At 65.1% G+C, this 14,653-nt stretch carries 12 protein-coding genes; 8 read left to right on the plus strand and 4 right to left on the minus strand.

The window, feature by feature from the left end; translation table 11 throughout:
- Positions 1-22: 22 nt before the first annotated feature.
- Together OSH05_RS13915 and OSH05_RS13920 are read right to left on the minus strand one after the other, a co-directional pair.
- Positions 23-976 carry a glycosyltransferase gene (locus tag OSH05_RS13915; protein ID WP_266352472.1) on the minus strand — a complete coding sequence of 318 codons (954 nt, stop codon included), beginning with the start codon at positions 974-976 and terminating at the stop codon, positions 23-25.
- Complete coding sequence (locus OSH05_RS13920; protein ID WP_104219954.1) at positions 973-2,793, minus strand: PHA/PHB synthase family protein; 1,821 nt, start codon at positions 2,791-2,793, stop codon at positions 973-975. Before OSH05_RS13920 ends, OSH05_RS13915 begins: the two co-directional genes overlap by 4 nt.
- A gap of 140 nt (positions 2,794-2,933) precedes the next feature.
- Between OSH05_RS13920 and OSH05_RS13925 the strand changes: the two genes are divergently transcribed.
- The 7 genes from OSH05_RS13925 to OSH05_RS13955 all read left to right on the plus strand — a co-directional run bounded on the left by OSH05_RS13925 (position 2,934) and on the right by OSH05_RS13955 (position 11,264).
- Positions 2,934-3,335, plus strand: coding sequence for a hypothetical protein (locus tag OSH05_RS13925; RefSeq protein WP_104219953.1), 402 nt, complete (start codon positions 2,934-2,936; stop codon positions 3,333-3,335).
- 94 nt (positions 3,336-3,429) lie between these two features.
- Positions 3,430-4,650: an LL-diaminopimelate aminotransferase gene (locus OSH05_RS13930; RefSeq protein ID WP_104219952.1), complete on the plus strand. Its 1,221-nt coding sequence runs from the start codon at positions 3,430-3,432 to the stop codon at positions 4,648-4,650.
- A 37-nt stretch (positions 4,651-4,687) separates the two neighbouring features.
- Positions 4,688-6,013: a homoserine dehydrogenase gene (locus tag OSH05_RS13935; RefSeq protein WP_104219951.1), complete on the plus strand. Its 1,326-nt coding sequence runs from the start codon at positions 4,688-4,690 to the stop codon at positions 6,011-6,013.
- Between the two features lie 15 nt (positions 6,014-6,028).
- On the plus strand, positions 6,029-7,051 hold the full coding sequence (glpX, locus tag OSH05_RS13940; protein ID WP_104219950.1) for a class II fructose-bisphosphatase: 1,023 nt from the start codon (positions 6,029-6,031) through the stop codon (positions 7,049-7,051).
- A 9-nt stretch (positions 7,052-7,060) separates the two neighbouring features.
- Positions 7,061-8,869: a single-stranded-DNA-specific exonuclease RecJ gene (gene recJ, locus OSH05_RS13945; RefSeq protein ID WP_266352475.1), complete on the plus strand. Its 1,809-nt coding sequence runs from the start codon at positions 7,061-7,063 to the stop codon at positions 8,867-8,869.
- 107 nt (positions 8,870-8,976) lie between these two features.
- On the plus strand, positions 8,977-10,530 hold the full coding sequence (locus OSH05_RS13950; protein ID WP_104219949.1) for an acetolactate synthase large subunit: 1,554 nt from the start codon (positions 8,977-8,979) through the stop codon (positions 10,528-10,530).
- Between the two features lie 2 nt (positions 10,531-10,532).
- The gene (locus OSH05_RS13955) at positions 10,533-11,264 is read left to right on the plus strand and encodes an HAD family hydrolase (protein ID WP_104219948.1); all 732 of its coding nucleotides are present in this window, start codon (positions 10,533-10,535) and stop codon (positions 11,262-11,264) included.
- Here the strand turns inward: OSH05_RS13955 and OSH05_RS13960 are convergent.
- Positions 11,240-12,238, minus strand: a complete 999-nt coding sequence (locus OSH05_RS13960) for a nucleoside hydrolase (protein WP_104219947.1) — start codon at positions 12,236-12,238, stop codon at positions 11,240-11,242. The two genes, OSH05_RS13955 and OSH05_RS13960, sit on opposite strands and share 25 nt — an antisense overlap.
- Positions 12,239-12,410: 172 nt before the next feature.
- On the opposite strand from OSH05_RS13960, the gene OSH05_RS13965 reads away from it, so the two are divergent.
- Positions 12,411-13,883, plus strand: coding sequence for an NAD-dependent succinate-semialdehyde dehydrogenase (locus OSH05_RS13965; protein WP_323181453.1), 1,473 nt, complete (start codon positions 12,411-12,413; stop codon positions 13,881-13,883).
- Between the two features lie 6 nt (positions 13,884-13,889).
- On the opposite strand, the gene OSH05_RS13970 is transcribed toward OSH05_RS13965, so the two are convergent.
- Positions 13,890-14,297: a VOC family protein gene (locus OSH05_RS13970; RefSeq protein WP_104219946.1), complete on the minus strand. Its 408-nt coding sequence runs from the start codon at positions 14,295-14,297 to the stop codon at positions 13,890-13,892.
- Positions 14,298-14,653 lie beyond the last annotated feature (356 nt).

A 14,653-nucleotide genomic window follows, 5' to 3' on the forward strand; every position in this document is an offset into this window, starting at 1 on the left:
GCGCTCTCGTCGCGGTCCGGTATCAGTCGAGCGTCTCGCCGTCGAGAATCCGGCGATAGAGTTCGACATAGCCGGCAACCATCGCATCCGCCGAGAAAAGCGTCGCCGCATAGTCGCGGCAGAACCTGGCATCGATGGACGGGACGCCTTCGAAGGCCGCCGCGAATTCAGCATCCGACTCGCACAGAAATCCGACATCCGGCGCGACGATCTCCGGAATCGCTCCGCGCGGACTAGCAATGACGGGCGTTCCAGCGAGCAGCGCCTCGACCGCGACAAGACCGAACGGCTCGTCCCAGCGGATCGGGAAAAGCAGCGACCGAGCTTCCGCCAGCAGCCGCGCCTTGTCCCAGCCACCGACCATGCCGTGAAAGCGGATCTTTGGCGAGAAGGAGCGGCGGAAGGCGCCTTCCTTGCGGACAACGCTGCGGGTCAGCAATTCCCAGCGCGCGCCGCCGGCTATGTCGAGACCGACGTCGAAACGGCGGGAAAGCTCGATGGCACGAGTCACGTTCTTGCCGGCGCGATTGACGCGCGACAGGAACAGGTGCCGATCGCTCTTTTCAGGCTGAAAATAGATCTCGTCGGGCGGAATTCCGTTATAAACGAAGGTCTTGCGACCATGTCTCGAAGCGTGGTCGCGCGAGATGAAGTTCCAGTTCCCCTCGAATCCGAACCCCGGCGCGTTGCCATGCAGCGTCCAGAGCGTCGGCTTGGCGAAGGCGGCGTTGGTCCAGCCATGGGCGTGGACGATGTCGATATCGACCGGCAGGCGGCTGGCAGCCTCTGCGGCGGCGCCGGCCGTGACGAGGCGCGTTCCGGGGATGTTGCTTCCGGCCGGTGCAATCAGCGTCACGCTGTGGCCGCGCCGCAGCAGGCCGCGCGCCATCCATTCGACGATGCGTTCCGTGCCGCCGTAGCGCTCGACGGGAACCCGCTGTTCGCAAATGAGCGCGATCCGAAGCTTGGCACTCAAGACATGACCTTGACGTAGCTGCCCGGCGCATCCTCGATCGTCTTGACGCGCCGCCCGCCCGGCACGCGCGCCTTGACCCGACGATCGTCCCTGGCCTCGATCCAGCTCTGCCAATGCGGCCACCAGGAGCCGGGATGCTCATCCGCCTTGTTCAGCCAGCTCTCATATCCATCGCCGCTGGGCGGGGCTCCCGTCCAGTACTGGTACTTCTTCTTGGCCGGCGAGTTGACGACACCGGCAATGTGGCCGGAGCCGCCCAGCACGAAGGTCACGTCGCCGCCAAAGAAGCCGGAACCGTAGAAGACCGAGCGCGGCGGCGCGATATGGTCTTCCTTCGTGGCCAGATTGTAGATCGGAATCTCGATGTCACCGAGCGACAATGGGATGTCGCCGACCGAAAGCTGGCCTTGGGCGAGCTTGTTGTCGAGATAGCAATTGCGCAGATAATACGAGTGGTTGGCTGCCGGCATTCGCGTGGCGTCGGAGTTCCAGTAGAGCAGATCGAAGGGGATCGGCTCCTTGCCCCGGAAGTAATTGTTCACGACATAGGACCAGATCATCTCGTTCGAGCGAAGCATATTGAACGATGCGGCCATGTTGCTGCCTTCGAGGTAGCCGCGCACGCTCATCTTCTTTTCCAGCGCTTCGAGCTGGCTCTCGTCGATGAAGACCTTCAGATCGCCGGCGAAGGTGAAGTCGACCTGGGTCGCGAACAAGGTTGCGGAGGCGATCCGCATGTCGGAGACGGCCGCCATATAGGCCATGGTGAAGGAGAGCAGCGTGCCGCCGACGCAATAGCCGATGGCGTTGACCTCTTCCTCCTTGGTGATCTTGCCGATCACATCGAGGGATTCGAGAATTCCCTCGCGCATATAGTCTTCAAAGGACTTGGTGGCCTGGCGCTCATCCGGGTTGGCCCAGGAAACGACGAACACCGTGTGTCCCTGCGCGACGGCCCATTCGATGAACGACTTCCCGGGCGAGAGGTCGAGAATGTAGAATTTGTTGATCCAGGGCGGCACGATCAGCAGCGGCCGCTTCAGAACGGTTTCCGTCGTCGGCTTGTACTGGATCAATTCCCGCACATCGTTTCGATGCACGACCTTGCCGGGCGTGAGGCCGAGATTGCGGCCGACCTCGAAGGCGGAGAGATCGGACTGGCGGATCTTGAGTTCGCCGTCGCCCGCCGTGATGTCGTCCGCCAGCATGTTCACGCCCCGAACCAGGTTCTCAGCGCTCGAATCGACCGTGTCGCGCAGCACCTCCGGATTGGTGAAGGGGAAATTCGAGGGGGAGATCGCATTCGCGATCTGGCGCACATAGAAGCGCGCCTGGAGTTGGGTATGCGGATCGAGGCCATCGGCCTTGTCGACCATCTCCTCGGCCCACTGCACCGTAATCAGGTAGAGCTGCTTGAAGAAGTCGAAATAGAGGCTGTCGGTCCATTGCGGATCGCGGAAGCGCTTGTCGCGAGCTTCGGGCTCGGCGACAGGCCGGACGCTCATGCCCGACATGCGCTGCATCATCGCCGTCCAGAGCGCGAAATAACGGCCGAAGAGCTTCGATTGCGCCTCAATGCTGCGCGCCGGCTCGGATCGCCAGTAGTCCACGACCTTTGCCAGCGTTCGTACGATCAGGGCGATCTCGTCCGCGAGATCCGTCGAAACCGCGCCCTCCTCGCGGGGTTTCAGGAAAGCGCGCGCTGCACGGTTCGCTCCCTCTATGATCAGGGCGATGTTGCGCGCCAGGAGTTCCGGATCCTTCACCAGGAAGGGGATCGAGCTGCCGCCGTCCTTGCCCTCAGCGTCCGTTGGCATCGTGCCTCCCCATCCTTTTCACCAGGTCGAGCGGCGCCCGGCTTTCCCCGACGCGACGAGTGTAATAGCTTCGCGTCTCATGGCATATGGCAGGCACGTTTACGAGATGCTTACCTTGACCAAGGAGACTCGCGAAGCAGATGTCTGAGTTCGGAACGTTGCGATGCCGCTCGCTCGCTCTTCTCGGTCTCGCCTTGGCTGTGTCGCTGGTCGCAGGTTGCTCGACCGTGACGCGGACGCTCGACTTTTCAGCCGATCCGGAACTGCAGCGCAAGGGCGCCTACCCAAACATCAACGATTCGGGGAAGCCGCAGCCCGGGAAGCTGATGACGCCGGAAGAACTGGATGCGGCCAAGAAGGCGCTCGCCGCCAAGGCCACGGCGGCAAGTCCCACTGTCGGCGCAGCCGCCCAGGCCGAGGGCACGGCGACTGCGGAAGAGCTGCAGACGCTGGCCAAGACGCATGGGCAGACGACGCTGCAGGAGATCCAGGACGAGTGCGCCAAGGGATCTCCGGCCGACGCCACGAAATGCTCGCAATAGAGGCCTCGTGTCGCCATCGTTCGAGTGATAACTACGCCGCCGACGCCCGAATGAGCGCGGCGGTCAATGAGATAACCCAACCGGATTGCAAGCCATGAGCGAGTTCCACAGCGTGCGGCGTCTGCCGCAATATGTCTTCGAGCAGGTGAACCGGCTGAAGGCGAGCGCTCGGGCCGCAGGCGCCGATATCATCGATCTCGGCATGGGCAATCCCGATCTTCCGACACCCGCGCATATCGTGCAGAAGTTGGCGGAGACGGCGGCGCGTCCAGACGTGCACGGCTATTCCGCCTCGCGCGGCATCAACGGGCTGCGGAAGGCGCAGGCCGCCTATTACGACCGCCGCTTCGGCGTGAAGCTCGATCCGGCGACGCAGATCGTCGCCACGATCGGCTCGAAGGAAGGCTTCGCCAATATGGCGCAGGCGATCACCGCGCCGGGCGACGTCATCCTCTGCCCCAATCCGAGCTATCCGATTCACGCGTTCGGCTTCCTGATGGCCGGCGGCGTGATCCGCTCGGTTCCGGTCGAGCCTGGCCCGTCCTTCTTCCACGCGATGGAACGAGCGGTGATGCACTCGATCCCGAAGCCGCTCGCGGTCGTGCTTTGCTATCCGTCCAACCCTACCGCCCAAGTCGCCGATCTCGAATTCTATCGTGACGTGATCGCGTTCGCGCGCCGCCATGAATTGTTCGTGCTGTCCGATCTCGCCTATGCCGAGATCTATTTCGACGACAATCCGCCGCCTTCGGTCCTGCAGGTGCCGGGCGCGATTGACGTCGCTGTCGAGTTCACCTCGATGTCCAAGACCTATTCCATGGCCGGCTGGCGCATGGGCTTCGCGGTCGGCAATGAGCGGCTGATCGCGGCACTGGCCAGGGTGAAATCCTATCTCGACTACGGCGCCTATACGCCGATCCAGGTGGCGGCGACGGCCGCGCTGAATGGCCCGCAGGATTGCATCGACGAGATGCGCGGGACCTACAAGCACCGCCGCGACGCTCTGGTGGAGAGCTTCGGCCGGGCCGGGTGGAACATTCCGGCGCCACGCGCCTCGATGTTTGCCTGGGTCCCGATCCCGGAGCCGTTCAAGTCCCTCGGCAGCCTCGAATTCTCGAAGCTGTTGATCGAAAAGGCGGATGTCGCCGTGGCGCCGGGCGTCGGCTTTGGCGAACATGGCGACGAATATGTCCGGATCGCGCTGGTCGAGAATGAGCAGCGCATCCGCCAAGCAGGGCGCAACATCCGTCGCTTCCTTGAATCGGCGGATAAAACATTGCACAACGTCGTCCCGATCAGCAGCGCCCGGCGCTAGAGGCAAGAGCCTCCCACCGGGCCCCCAGGGGCGGCTTATGGTTTCTTCTCTAAGGCTCGGCATCGCCGGCCTCGGCACGGTCGGCGCGTCGCTGCTGCGCCTCGTCGACCGGCATGGCATTGAGCTCGCGGCCCGCTGCGGGCGCCCTGTCGTCGTGACTGCCGTTTCCGCTCGTGATCGCAAGCGCGATCGCGGCGTGGATATTTCCAGTCTCGAATGGTTCGATGATCCGGTGGCGCTCGCCCGCTCGGAAGGGATCGACGTGTTCGTCGAACTGATCGGCGGCGCGGATGGGCCGGCGAATGCGGCCGTTCGGGCCGCGATCGAGAGCGGCAAGCATGTCGTGACGGCCAACAAGGCGCTGCTCGCCCGGCACGGCGCCGAACTCTCGGCGCTTGCGGAGCGCAGCGGCGTTTCGCTGAATTTCGAGGCCGCCGCCGCCGGCGGCATCCCAATCATCAAGACGCTGCGCGAGTCGCTGGCCGGCAATTCCGTCGCGCGCCTCTACGGCATTCTCAACGGCACCTGCAATTACATCCTGACGCGCATGGAGCGCGAGGGGCTCTCTTTCGAAGCCTGCCTCGCCGAAGCGCAGCGGCTCGGCTATGCCGAGGCGGATCCGACGTTCGACGTCGACGGCTTCGATACGGCGCACAAGCTGTCGATCCTGACCGCGATCGCCTTCGGTACCGAGATCGACGCCGACGCCATCTATGTCGAGGGCATCCGCTCGATCACGACGGCCGACATCGAGGCAGCGGCCGAACTCGGCTACCGCATCAAGCTGCTCGGCGTCGCCACGAAGTCAGATAGCGGCATAGAGCAGCGCGTTCATCCGACCATGGTGCCGAAATCCTCGCCGATCGCGCGGGTGGACGGCGTCACGAATGCCGTGGCGGTCGAAGCCGATTTCGTCGGCCGCCTGGTGCTGGCCGGTCCGGGCGCGGGTGGCGATGCGACGGCGTCTTCCGTGGTCAGCGACATTGCCGATATTGCTCGCGGCGACGTGGTCGGCACGTTCGGCCGGCCGGCGAGCCTGCTCAAGCCCTATCAGCGCGCGACCATGCAGACGCATGCGGGCGGCTACTACATTCGCTTCGCCGTCTATGATCGCCCCGGCGCTTTCGCGTCGATCGCGACGCGGATGGCCGAGCAGGGAATTTCGCTCGAATCGATCGTCCAGCGCCGCCGTGCGCCGATGGCCGACGCGCCGGATCATCCGCAGCCGCTCGAGCCGCAACCTGTCATCCTGATCACCTACGACACGACGGAGGCGCAGGTGAAGGAGGCTCTCGAGAAGATCACGACCGATGGTCACATCGCGGAGCGGCCACAGATGATACGGATCGAGCAACTGGCATAGGGTGGGAGCATTCCAATGGCGATCGCGGCGGAGAAGGCGGCGGGCCTTGACCGGATACTCACCATGGAGATCGTTCGCGTAACCGAGCGGGCCGCTGTGGCGGCAGCGCGCTGGCGCGGGCGTGGCGACGAAAAATCTGCCGATCAGGCGGCAGTCGACGCCATGCGCAAGGAGCTGAACCGCCTTCCGATCGACGGCACTGTCGTGATCGGAGAAGGCGAGCGCGACGAGGCGCCGATGCTCTTTATCGGCGAGACGGTCGGGACCCGCGTGGGTCCCAAAGTGGATATCGCGCTCGATCCGCTTGAGGGCACGACGATCTGCGCCAAGAACCAGCCGAATTCGCTGGCCGTCATCGCGATCGCCGAGTCCGGCAGCCTGCTTCATGCGCCGGACGTCTATATGCAGAAGATCGCGATCGGTCCGGGCTACCCGGCGGGGACAGTCGATCTCGACTGGTCGGCGGCGAAGAATATTGCCTCTCTCGCCAAGGCGAAGGGCGTTCCGGTCAACGAGATCACGGTCTGCATCCTCGACCGCCCGCGTCACGCCAAGCTGATCGAGGAAGTGCGGCAGACCGGCGCCGCCGTGCGCCTCATCGGCGATGGCGACGTCGCCGGCGTCATCCATGTCACCAATCCCGACGAAACCGGCATCGACATCTATCTCGGCAGCGGCGGTGCGCCGGAAGGCGTTCTGGCGGCGGCGGCGCTGCGGTGCACCGGCGGGCAGATGCAGGGACGGCTCATGACGCAGTCCGATGCCCAACGCGCCCGCGCGATCAAGATGGGCATCAAGGATTTCGACCGGAAATACGCCCATACCGAGATGGCGACCGGCGACGTCCTGTTTGCCGCGACGGGGGTCACGGACGGCAATCTCCTCTCGGGCGTGCGGTTTGCACGCTCCGGTGAGATCACGACGGATACGGTGGTGATGCGCTCGTCGACCGGCACGGTGCGCTGGGTCAAGGCTCTGCATCGCGACCCGGGCAAGTTCGATCCGAAGTCCGATTCCATCCCCAATTCCAAGGGCTGAGGGTCCGCGGTGACTGAACCCGGTCTGCATCGGCGACGTTTCCTCGGCGTCGAACGATCGCTGACCGGGCGGAACTGGGTGGAAAGGCTCGACGAGGCTGGGTCGCTCGCCGCGTCGGCAATGGCGCAGCGCGACGAGATCCCTGAGCTGGTCGCTCGCGTCATGGCGGGACGGGGCGTCCGGATTGAGGACGCGGCCATCTTCCTGGCGCCGACCTTGCGCGCTCTGATGCCGGATCCCTCGACGCTGACCGACATGGACGTAGCCGCGGCGCGGATCGCGGATGCTGTCGTCGCGGATGAAAGCGTCGCCATATTCGGTGACTACGACGTCGACGGCGCCTCGTCCTCAGCCCTTCTGGCCCGGTTCCTTGGCTCGCAAGGTATCGAGACTCGTATCTACATTCCCGATCGCATCTTCGAGGGCTATGGGCCCAATCCCGATGCGATCCGCATGCTGATCGCCGAGGGGGCCGGGCTGATCGTCACCGTCGATTGCGGCTCGACCAGCATCAGCGCGCTGGCCGTGGCGGCCGAACTCGGCCACAGAGCCGTCGTGCTCGACCATCACCAGATGGGCATGGAGCGGCCCGACGTGGTGGCGCTAGTCAATCCCAACCGCCCGGATGATCTGTCGGGGCTCGGCTATCTCGCGGCGGTGGGTGTCACCTTCATGACCATCGTGGCCGTGAACCGGGAATTGCGCCGACGTGGCTGGTATGGCGAGGGGCGGCGCGAGCCGGATCTCCAGCAATGGCTCGACCTGGTGGCGCTCGGCACGGTTTGCGATGTCGTCCCGCTCATCGGCCTCAACCGCGCCTTTGTCGTCCGTGGGCTGGCCAACCTTCGGCAGGCGTCCAATCTCGGCCTTTCAGTCCTCGCCCGCCTTGCGAGGGTCGATGGACCGCTCTCGCCCTATCATCTCGGCTTCCTGCTGGGGCCGCGCATCAATGCCGGCGGGCGGATCGGAGATGCAGCGCTCGGCGCCAGACTGCTGACGCTCGACGATCCGGCCGAGGCGGAGATCGCCGCCGCCACGCTGGACGATCTCAACCGCCAGCGCCAGGCGATCGAGACGGCGATGCTGGAGGAAGCGGTTGCCGAAGCCGAAGCGGAAATCGGAAGCGGGGACGGCCCCGCGGTTCTCGTCACCGCCAATCCTGGTTGGCATCCCGGCATCGTCGGCCTGATCGCCGCCCGTCTCAAGGAACGGTTCCGCCGCCCTGCCTTCGCCATCGCGCTGATGCCGAACGGTACCGGCACCGGATCGGGCCGATCCGTGTCGGGCGTCGATTTAGGGGCGCTGGTGCGCGAGGCCGTTTCGCAGGGCCTCCTCGTCAAGGGCGGAGGCCACGCCATGGCCGCCGGCCTGACGATCGATCCGAAGCGCCTCGTCGAATTCCGTGCCTTCCTGGAGCAGCGTGCCGGCGCTGCCTCCCGCGCCGCCCGGCAGGACCACTATCTCGCCATCGACGGGGCGCTGACCGCGCGTGCCGCGACGCCCGATCTGATCGACATGATCGAGCGATCCGGGCCATTCGGCGCGGGCCATCCGGAACCGATCTTCGCTTTGCCGGCCCACCGCATCACTTATGCCGAAACCGTCGGCAACGGCCATGTCCGCGCCACGATCTCGACCGGCGACCAGACGCTGAAGGCGATCGCTTTCCGCTCGGCCGAGACCGACCTCGGCCGGGCCTTGCTGTCCAATCGCGGCCTGCCGTTGCATGTCGCTGGCATGCTCGGGATCGACCACTGGCAGGGCCGCCGCCAAGCCAGCCTCCGCATCATCGATGCTGCCGAGCCGGGCCGTCTTTAGGTGGCGTTCCTGCGTCGTCCTGTCGGGGGAGCTCGCGTTGACAGGAGACCGCGCGCTTGTAGGCTGCCCCCGCCGAACGGCAATTTGGGTGGTTTGAGGAGATGGCAATGAACGGCGCGGATCGGCTTTGCGACGGGCTCCTCGCTAATGGCATCGATGTCTGCTTCGCCAATCCCGGCACGTCGGAGATGCACTTCGTGGCGGCGCTCGACCGCAAGCCGGCGATGCGCTGCGTGCTCGGCCTGTTCGAGGGTGTGGTCACCGGAGCGGCGGACGGCTATGGCCGCATGGCCGGCAAGCCTGCCGCCACGCTGCTTCATACCGGGCCGGGCCTCGCCAATGGCCTTGCCAATCTGCACAATGCCCGCCGCGCCCATACGCCGATCGTCAATGTCGTGGGCGATCACGCCACCTATCATCTGAGCTATGACGCGCCTCTGACTAGCGACATCGAAAGCCTGGCCAGGCCGATGTCGAAATGGGTCGGCCGCGTTGCGTCTTCTGAGGCCGTCGGCGCTACCGTCTCCGAGGCGGTTCGTGCGGCCGTCGAAACACCCGGCATCGCGACGCTCATCCTTCCCGCCGATTGTGCCTGGGGTGCCGTTGAGCCGGCGGTGATCGAGCCGGCAGCGATTCACCCGCCGCGCGCCGTGGATGCGGGCACGGTTCGCGAGGTTGCTGAAGCTATGCGCGCGCATCGTGGCCGGGTCGGATTGGTGCTGGCCGGCAAGGCGACCCGCGCCGATGCGCTCGAAGTCGCTGGCAGGATTGCAGCCGGCTTTGGCGCGCGGCTTTTCGGCGAGGTCCTGAGCGCCCGGACGGAACGGGGCAGGGGCCGCGTGCCGGTCGAGCGCATTCCCTATCCGATCGACGCGGCTCTCGCGACGTTGAAGGATATCGATCTGCTCATCCTCGTCGGTGGTCAGGAGCCGGTGGCGTTCTTCGCCTATCCAGGCAAGCCGAGCCGGCTCATTCCGGAGGGCTGCCCTGTTCTGACTCTGGCCGAGCCCGCCGAAGACCAGCGCGGTGCGCTCGAAGCGCTTGCCGATGAACTGGGCATCGCACGATCGGCTGCTGCGATCGAGGTGTCGCCCAATGCCGATCTCGGCGCGCCATCGGGGGCACTCACTGACGAGGCGATCTCGCGCATCGTCGCCACGCTGTTGCCGGAACAGGCCATCGTCTGTGACGAGGGTCTGACCTCGGGACGGTCCTTCTTCGCCCACTCGCAATCGGTGGCGCCGCATGACTATCTGATGATCCCCGGCGGGGCGATCGGGCTTGGCATCCCGATGGCGACGGGCGCCGCGATCGCCTGTCCTGATCGGAAGGTCGTCAGCCTGCAGGCCGATGGCAGCGGCATGTATACGGTCCAGGGTCTCTGGACACAGGCGCGCGAGCGGCTCGACGTGGTGACGGTCATCTATTCGAACCGCGCCTATGCGATCCTTCGACTCGAAATGCAGAATGTCGGGGCCGGTCATTTCGGCCGCAACGCCGAACGCATGCTCGATATCGACGATCCGGCGCTCGACTGGGTGAGCCTCGCGCGCGGCATGGGCGTCGAGGCGGCGCGGGCGGAAAGCTGCGAGACGTTCCGCGACCTGTTCGCCGCCGCGCTTCGGCGCCGCGGCCCCTTCCTCATCGAGGCGGTTCTCTGATCATGACCCTCCGTGCGCTGCTCTTCGACAAGGACGGAACGCTGGTCGATTTCGCTCTGACCTGGAACGGTGCGGCCGCTGCCGTGCTGGCGGCGCTTGCCGGCGAGGACGACGCTCTGCATGGGCGCCTTGCGGCCGTGCTGCATTTCGATCGGCAGCGGGCTGTGATCCTGCCGACCTCGCCCTTCGTCGGCAGCACGGTCGACGACATAGCCGTCGAGTTCGCGCCCATTCTCGGGGCGGATGATCTGGCTGTGCTGGCCCGCGAGCTTGCCGTCATGTTCAACGCCGGAGCGCTTGCCTCGGTGGCGCCGATCGGCGATCCGCTGGGGCTTCTCACGTCGCTGAAGGCAGAGAGCTATCTGCTCGGCATCGTCACCAACGACACGGAATCAGGCGCCCGCGCGCAGGCCGAAAAGCTTGGCCTCGACCATCTCTTCGATGCGATCATCGGCTATGATTCCGGCCATGGCCGCAAACCGGACCCGGGCCAGATTCATGCCTTCCTCGACCGCTTCGACGTCGTCCCGGAAGAGGCGGCGCTGATCGGCGATACGATGCATGATCTCGACGCGGCCCGAGCTGCCGGCGTCGTCGCGATCGGCGTTGCCAGCGGCTATCTGAGCGCCGAACAGATGGCGCCCCATGCCGACCACGTCATCGGCTCGATCATGGAACTGCCGGCACTGCTGGATACGATCCCCGGCGTTCAGGCGCCGATGCCCTCCAGATAGAGCGCGACGACCGCGTCGAAATCCATGTCGTGCACGACGGTCACGGGCGGCGGTGCGTCGTCGACTGGGAAAGATGTGTTGGTGTGCCCGATGATGCGCGATCCGGCGCGATAGCCGATGCTCATGCCATATTGGAGGCCCCTTTCGGTCACGACATCGACCGAAAGCGTCTCCGAGCGGAAGAGCGATGGCTCGAGCGCATAGGCGATCGCCGAAAAATCGTAGAGCCCGTAGACGAGGTGGTTCTGGATGCCTTCCATGGCGAAGAGCGGCAGCAGATAGTCCCGGAAGAGTTTGGCCGTGCCCGTCCGCGCCGTCGTAGACGCCGCGATCTTCTCCACGAAAGCACGCGGCAGATGGGTTTTCCGGCAGACATTCATCGGCAGAAGTGCGAGCGGCAGACCCGCCCGGAGAACGATGCGCGCTGCTTCGGGGTCGACCCAGAAGTTGAATTCGGAGACCGGTGTCGAATTGCCCCAGCCACCTGGATAGAGCTGCAAAGCGCCGCCCATGACAACGACGCTCTTCACGAGCGTGACGATCTCAGGCGCCTTGCGGATGGCGACGGCGAGGTTGGTCAGCGGCCCGACGGCGACGATGGTCACTTCATGCGGTGCGGCCTTTATCTGCTCTATGATGAAATCGACCGCGTGGCGGGGGTCCGGACGGATCGTCGGCAAGCCCGGCGGCAGCTCGATGGCCTCCGGATGGGTCGCCCATTGGCCCCACATCTGGTCCGCATAGGCACTGCGCTCATGCAGCAGCGGCCGGTCGAATCCGGCGGAAACAGGAACATCCGTCCGAGCCGCGAATTCGGTGAGGCGGAGCGCGGCGGCGACTTCGAGCTTCAGATCATAGTTGCCCATGACGGGCGTGACGCCCAGGAGCTCGATACGCGGCGAGTGCAACGCGAACAGCGCCGCGATGCAGTCGTCGTTCATCCAGCCGATATCCGTGTCGTAGATTAGCTTCATTGGGTACTTTCGAGAGGTTGGACGACGACCGCGGTTCGAGGTGAACCTCTCGCGACAATGGCGCGGGAGGCTGATCAGCGCTATCTAACCGCGCGAGGCCTCCGGGCGGAAGGCTCCCGGCGTCGGCGTTCCGGCGCACCGCGCGGGCCAATCGGAAACGAGGAATGAAGCGATGGATACGCCAGTGATGACCGAACTCGACCTGATCGACCCCTCGCTGCTCAAATCGCAGTGCTATGTCGACGGAGCCTGGATCGGCGTTCCGGCTATTGATGTCACCAATCCGGCGACCGGGGCTGTCGTAGGCCGCGTTCCGAAATTCGGGGCCGACGAGACGACGGCTGCGGTGGATGCCGCCGCGGCGGCGTTCAAGATCTGGGCGGCAAAGACTGCCAAGGAGCGTTCGACGCTCATCCGCCAGTGGTTTGAACGCATTCGCGCCCATCGCCAGGATCTGGCGCTGATCCTCACGGCGGAACAGGGCAAGCCGCTCGCCGAAGCCCTCGGCGAGATCGACTACGCCGCTTCTTACATCGAGTTCTACGCCGAGGAGGCGAAGCGGATCGCCGGCGAAACGCTGCCGAGCCACCGGGCCGATGCGCGCATCCTGGTCCTGCGCCAGCCGACCGGCGTCGTCGGCGCGATCACGCCCTGGAACTTCCCGGCAGCCATGATCACCCGCAAGGCCGCGCCGGCTCTGGCCGCCGGCTGCACCATGGTGCTGAAGCCGGCCGGCGAGACGCCGTTGACCGCGCTGGCGCTCGCCGAACTCGCCGACCGGGCGGGTATTCCGAAGGGCGTCTTCAATGTCGTTACCGGCGAATCGCGGGCGATCGGCGGCGTGCTCACTTCGCATCCGGCGATCCGCCTGGTGAATTTCACCGGCTCCACCGAAGTCGGCAAGCAGCTGATGCGGCAAGCGGCGGGGACCGTAAAGAAGGTCGCGCTCGAACTCGGCGGCAACGCGCCCTTCATCGTTTTCGACGATGCCGATCTTGATGCCGCGGTCGAGGGCGCGATGGTCTCGAAGTTCCGCAATATGGGCCAGACCTGTGTCTGCGCCAACCGGCTCTACGCACAGGCCGGCATATACGACGCCTTCGTCGAGAAGCTCACGGCGGCCGTCGCCAAGCTCAGGGTCGGCAATGGCGTCGAAGACGGCGTGACCCAGGGGCCGCTGATCAACGGGAATGCCGTCGCCAAGGTCGAGCAGCATCTGAACGACGCGATCGCCAAGGGCGGCCGTGTCGTGCTCGGGGGACATCGCCATGCGCTGGGCGGCAGCTTCTTCGAGCCGACCATTCTTGCCGGGGCCACAAAGGACATGATCCTCGCCAAGGAGGAGACTTTCGGCCCGGTGGCCGCCGTCTTCCGCTTCGAGACGGAAGCAGAAGTGATCCATGCCGCGAATGACACCGAGTTCGGGCTGGCGGCCTATTTCTATTCGCGCGATGTCGGGCGGATCTTCCGTGTCGGCGAGGCACTTGAATATGGCATGGTCGGCATCAATTCAGGGCTCATCTCGACCGAACTTGCGCCCTTTGGCGGCGTCAAGGAGAGCGGCAATGGCCGCGAAGGCTCGCATCACGGCATCGAGGAATTCGTCGAGAAGAAATATCTGCTCGTCGCCGGCCTCGACCGCTGAGCTGCGTCACGCCTCTTCCTCGGCCAGCGGGTCGTAGCTGCCGAAGTGCCATTCATAACCTTCGAGGTCGCGGCAGGAATATTCCCGGGACCCGTAGGCTGTATCTTCCGGCGGGCGGGTTATGACCGCGCCCGCGGCCGCTGCCTTGTCGTGGTGGCCGTCGACATAGGGGATGCAGGCATAGATGCTGGCGACGCCCCCGCTCACCGTTCGCCCGGCGGCGACGGCCTCAGCGTCGAGAGCGCCAATCATGACGATGTCATTGCCAAGCCTGATTTCGGCATGCGCGATCCCGCCTTCCGGCGCTTCGTGGACGGCGTGGACGGTAAAGCCGAACGCGGAGACGAGGAAATCGATCGCCGCCTTGGGATTTCGGTAGCGAAGGCAGGGAAACAGGCGAGATCTTCCGGTCATGGTCGAGCCTCCTGGCTCTGCGTCCTGCGGACTATACGCCAAGCACAGAACGGGCGATCTGGCAGCGACGCGAAATGGCGGCAGATTGTTCCGCCGGTCGGGCGGGATCGCAAGTCGGCATCCTGACGAGTATGGATTCGATTCATGCATGTGGCGAAATCATGGTGACGGAGGTCACTGCGCGCACGGGAGGGCGGGACTATCCATTGGCGCATGGAAGCGCTTTGAAAGGGAGACGAAATCATGCGCACCGCCTTCGCTCTGATGTTCGCCCTGATGATCGGCAGCCTGATCGGCACAACCCTTGGTGTCGGCGCCGTCATCATTCTCTGATCCGGCATCGCCGGACGATCCGG

The sequence above is a fragment of the Kaistia algarum genome, from assembly GCF_026343945.1.
Classification (GTDB): Bacteria; Pseudomonadota; Alphaproteobacteria; order Rhizobiales; family Kaistiaceae; genus Kaistia; species Kaistia algarum.

What these genes read in the sequence shown, in the direction of transcription:
- OSH05_RS13935 (WP_104219951.1), top strand. Translation starts at nt 4,688, where the DNA reads ATGGTTTCTTCTCTAAGGCTCGGCATCGCCGGCCTCGGCACGGTCGGC.
- OSH05_RS13960 (WP_104219947.1), bottom strand. Translation starts at nt 12,238, where the DNA reads ATGAAGCTAATCTACGACACGGATATCGGCTGGATGAACGACGACTGC.
- OSH05_RS13950 (WP_104219949.1), top strand. Translation starts at nt 8,977, where the DNA reads ATGAACGGCGCGGATCGGCTTTGCGACGGGCTCCTCGCTAATGGCATC.
- OSH05_RS13930 (WP_104219952.1), top strand. Translation starts at nt 3,430, where the DNA reads ATGAGCGAGTTCCACAGCGTGCGGCGTCTGCCGCAATATGTCTTCGAG.
- OSH05_RS13920 (WP_104219954.1), bottom strand. Translation starts at nt 2,793, where the DNA reads ATGCCAACGGACGCTGAGGGCAAGGACGGCGGCAGCTCGATCCCCTTC.
- glpX (WP_104219950.1), top strand. Translation starts at nt 6,029, where the DNA reads ATGGCGATCGCGGCGGAGAAGGCGGCGGGCCTTGACCGGATACTCACC.
- OSH05_RS13965 (WP_323181453.1), top strand. Translation starts at nt 12,411, where the DNA reads ATGGATACGCCAGTGATGACCGAACTCGACCTGATCGACCCCTCGCTG.
- OSH05_RS13925 (WP_104219953.1), top strand. Translation starts at nt 2,934, where the DNA reads ATGTCTGAGTTCGGAACGTTGCGATGCCGCTCGCTCGCTCTTCTCGGT.
- OSH05_RS13955 (WP_104219948.1), top strand. Translation starts at nt 10,533, where the DNA reads ATGACCCTCCGTGCGCTGCTCTTCGACAAGGACGGAACGCTGGTCGAT.
- OSH05_RS13970 (WP_104219946.1), bottom strand. Translation starts at nt 14,297, where the DNA reads ATGACCGGAAGATCTCGCCTGTTTCCCTGCCTTCGCTACCGAAATCCC.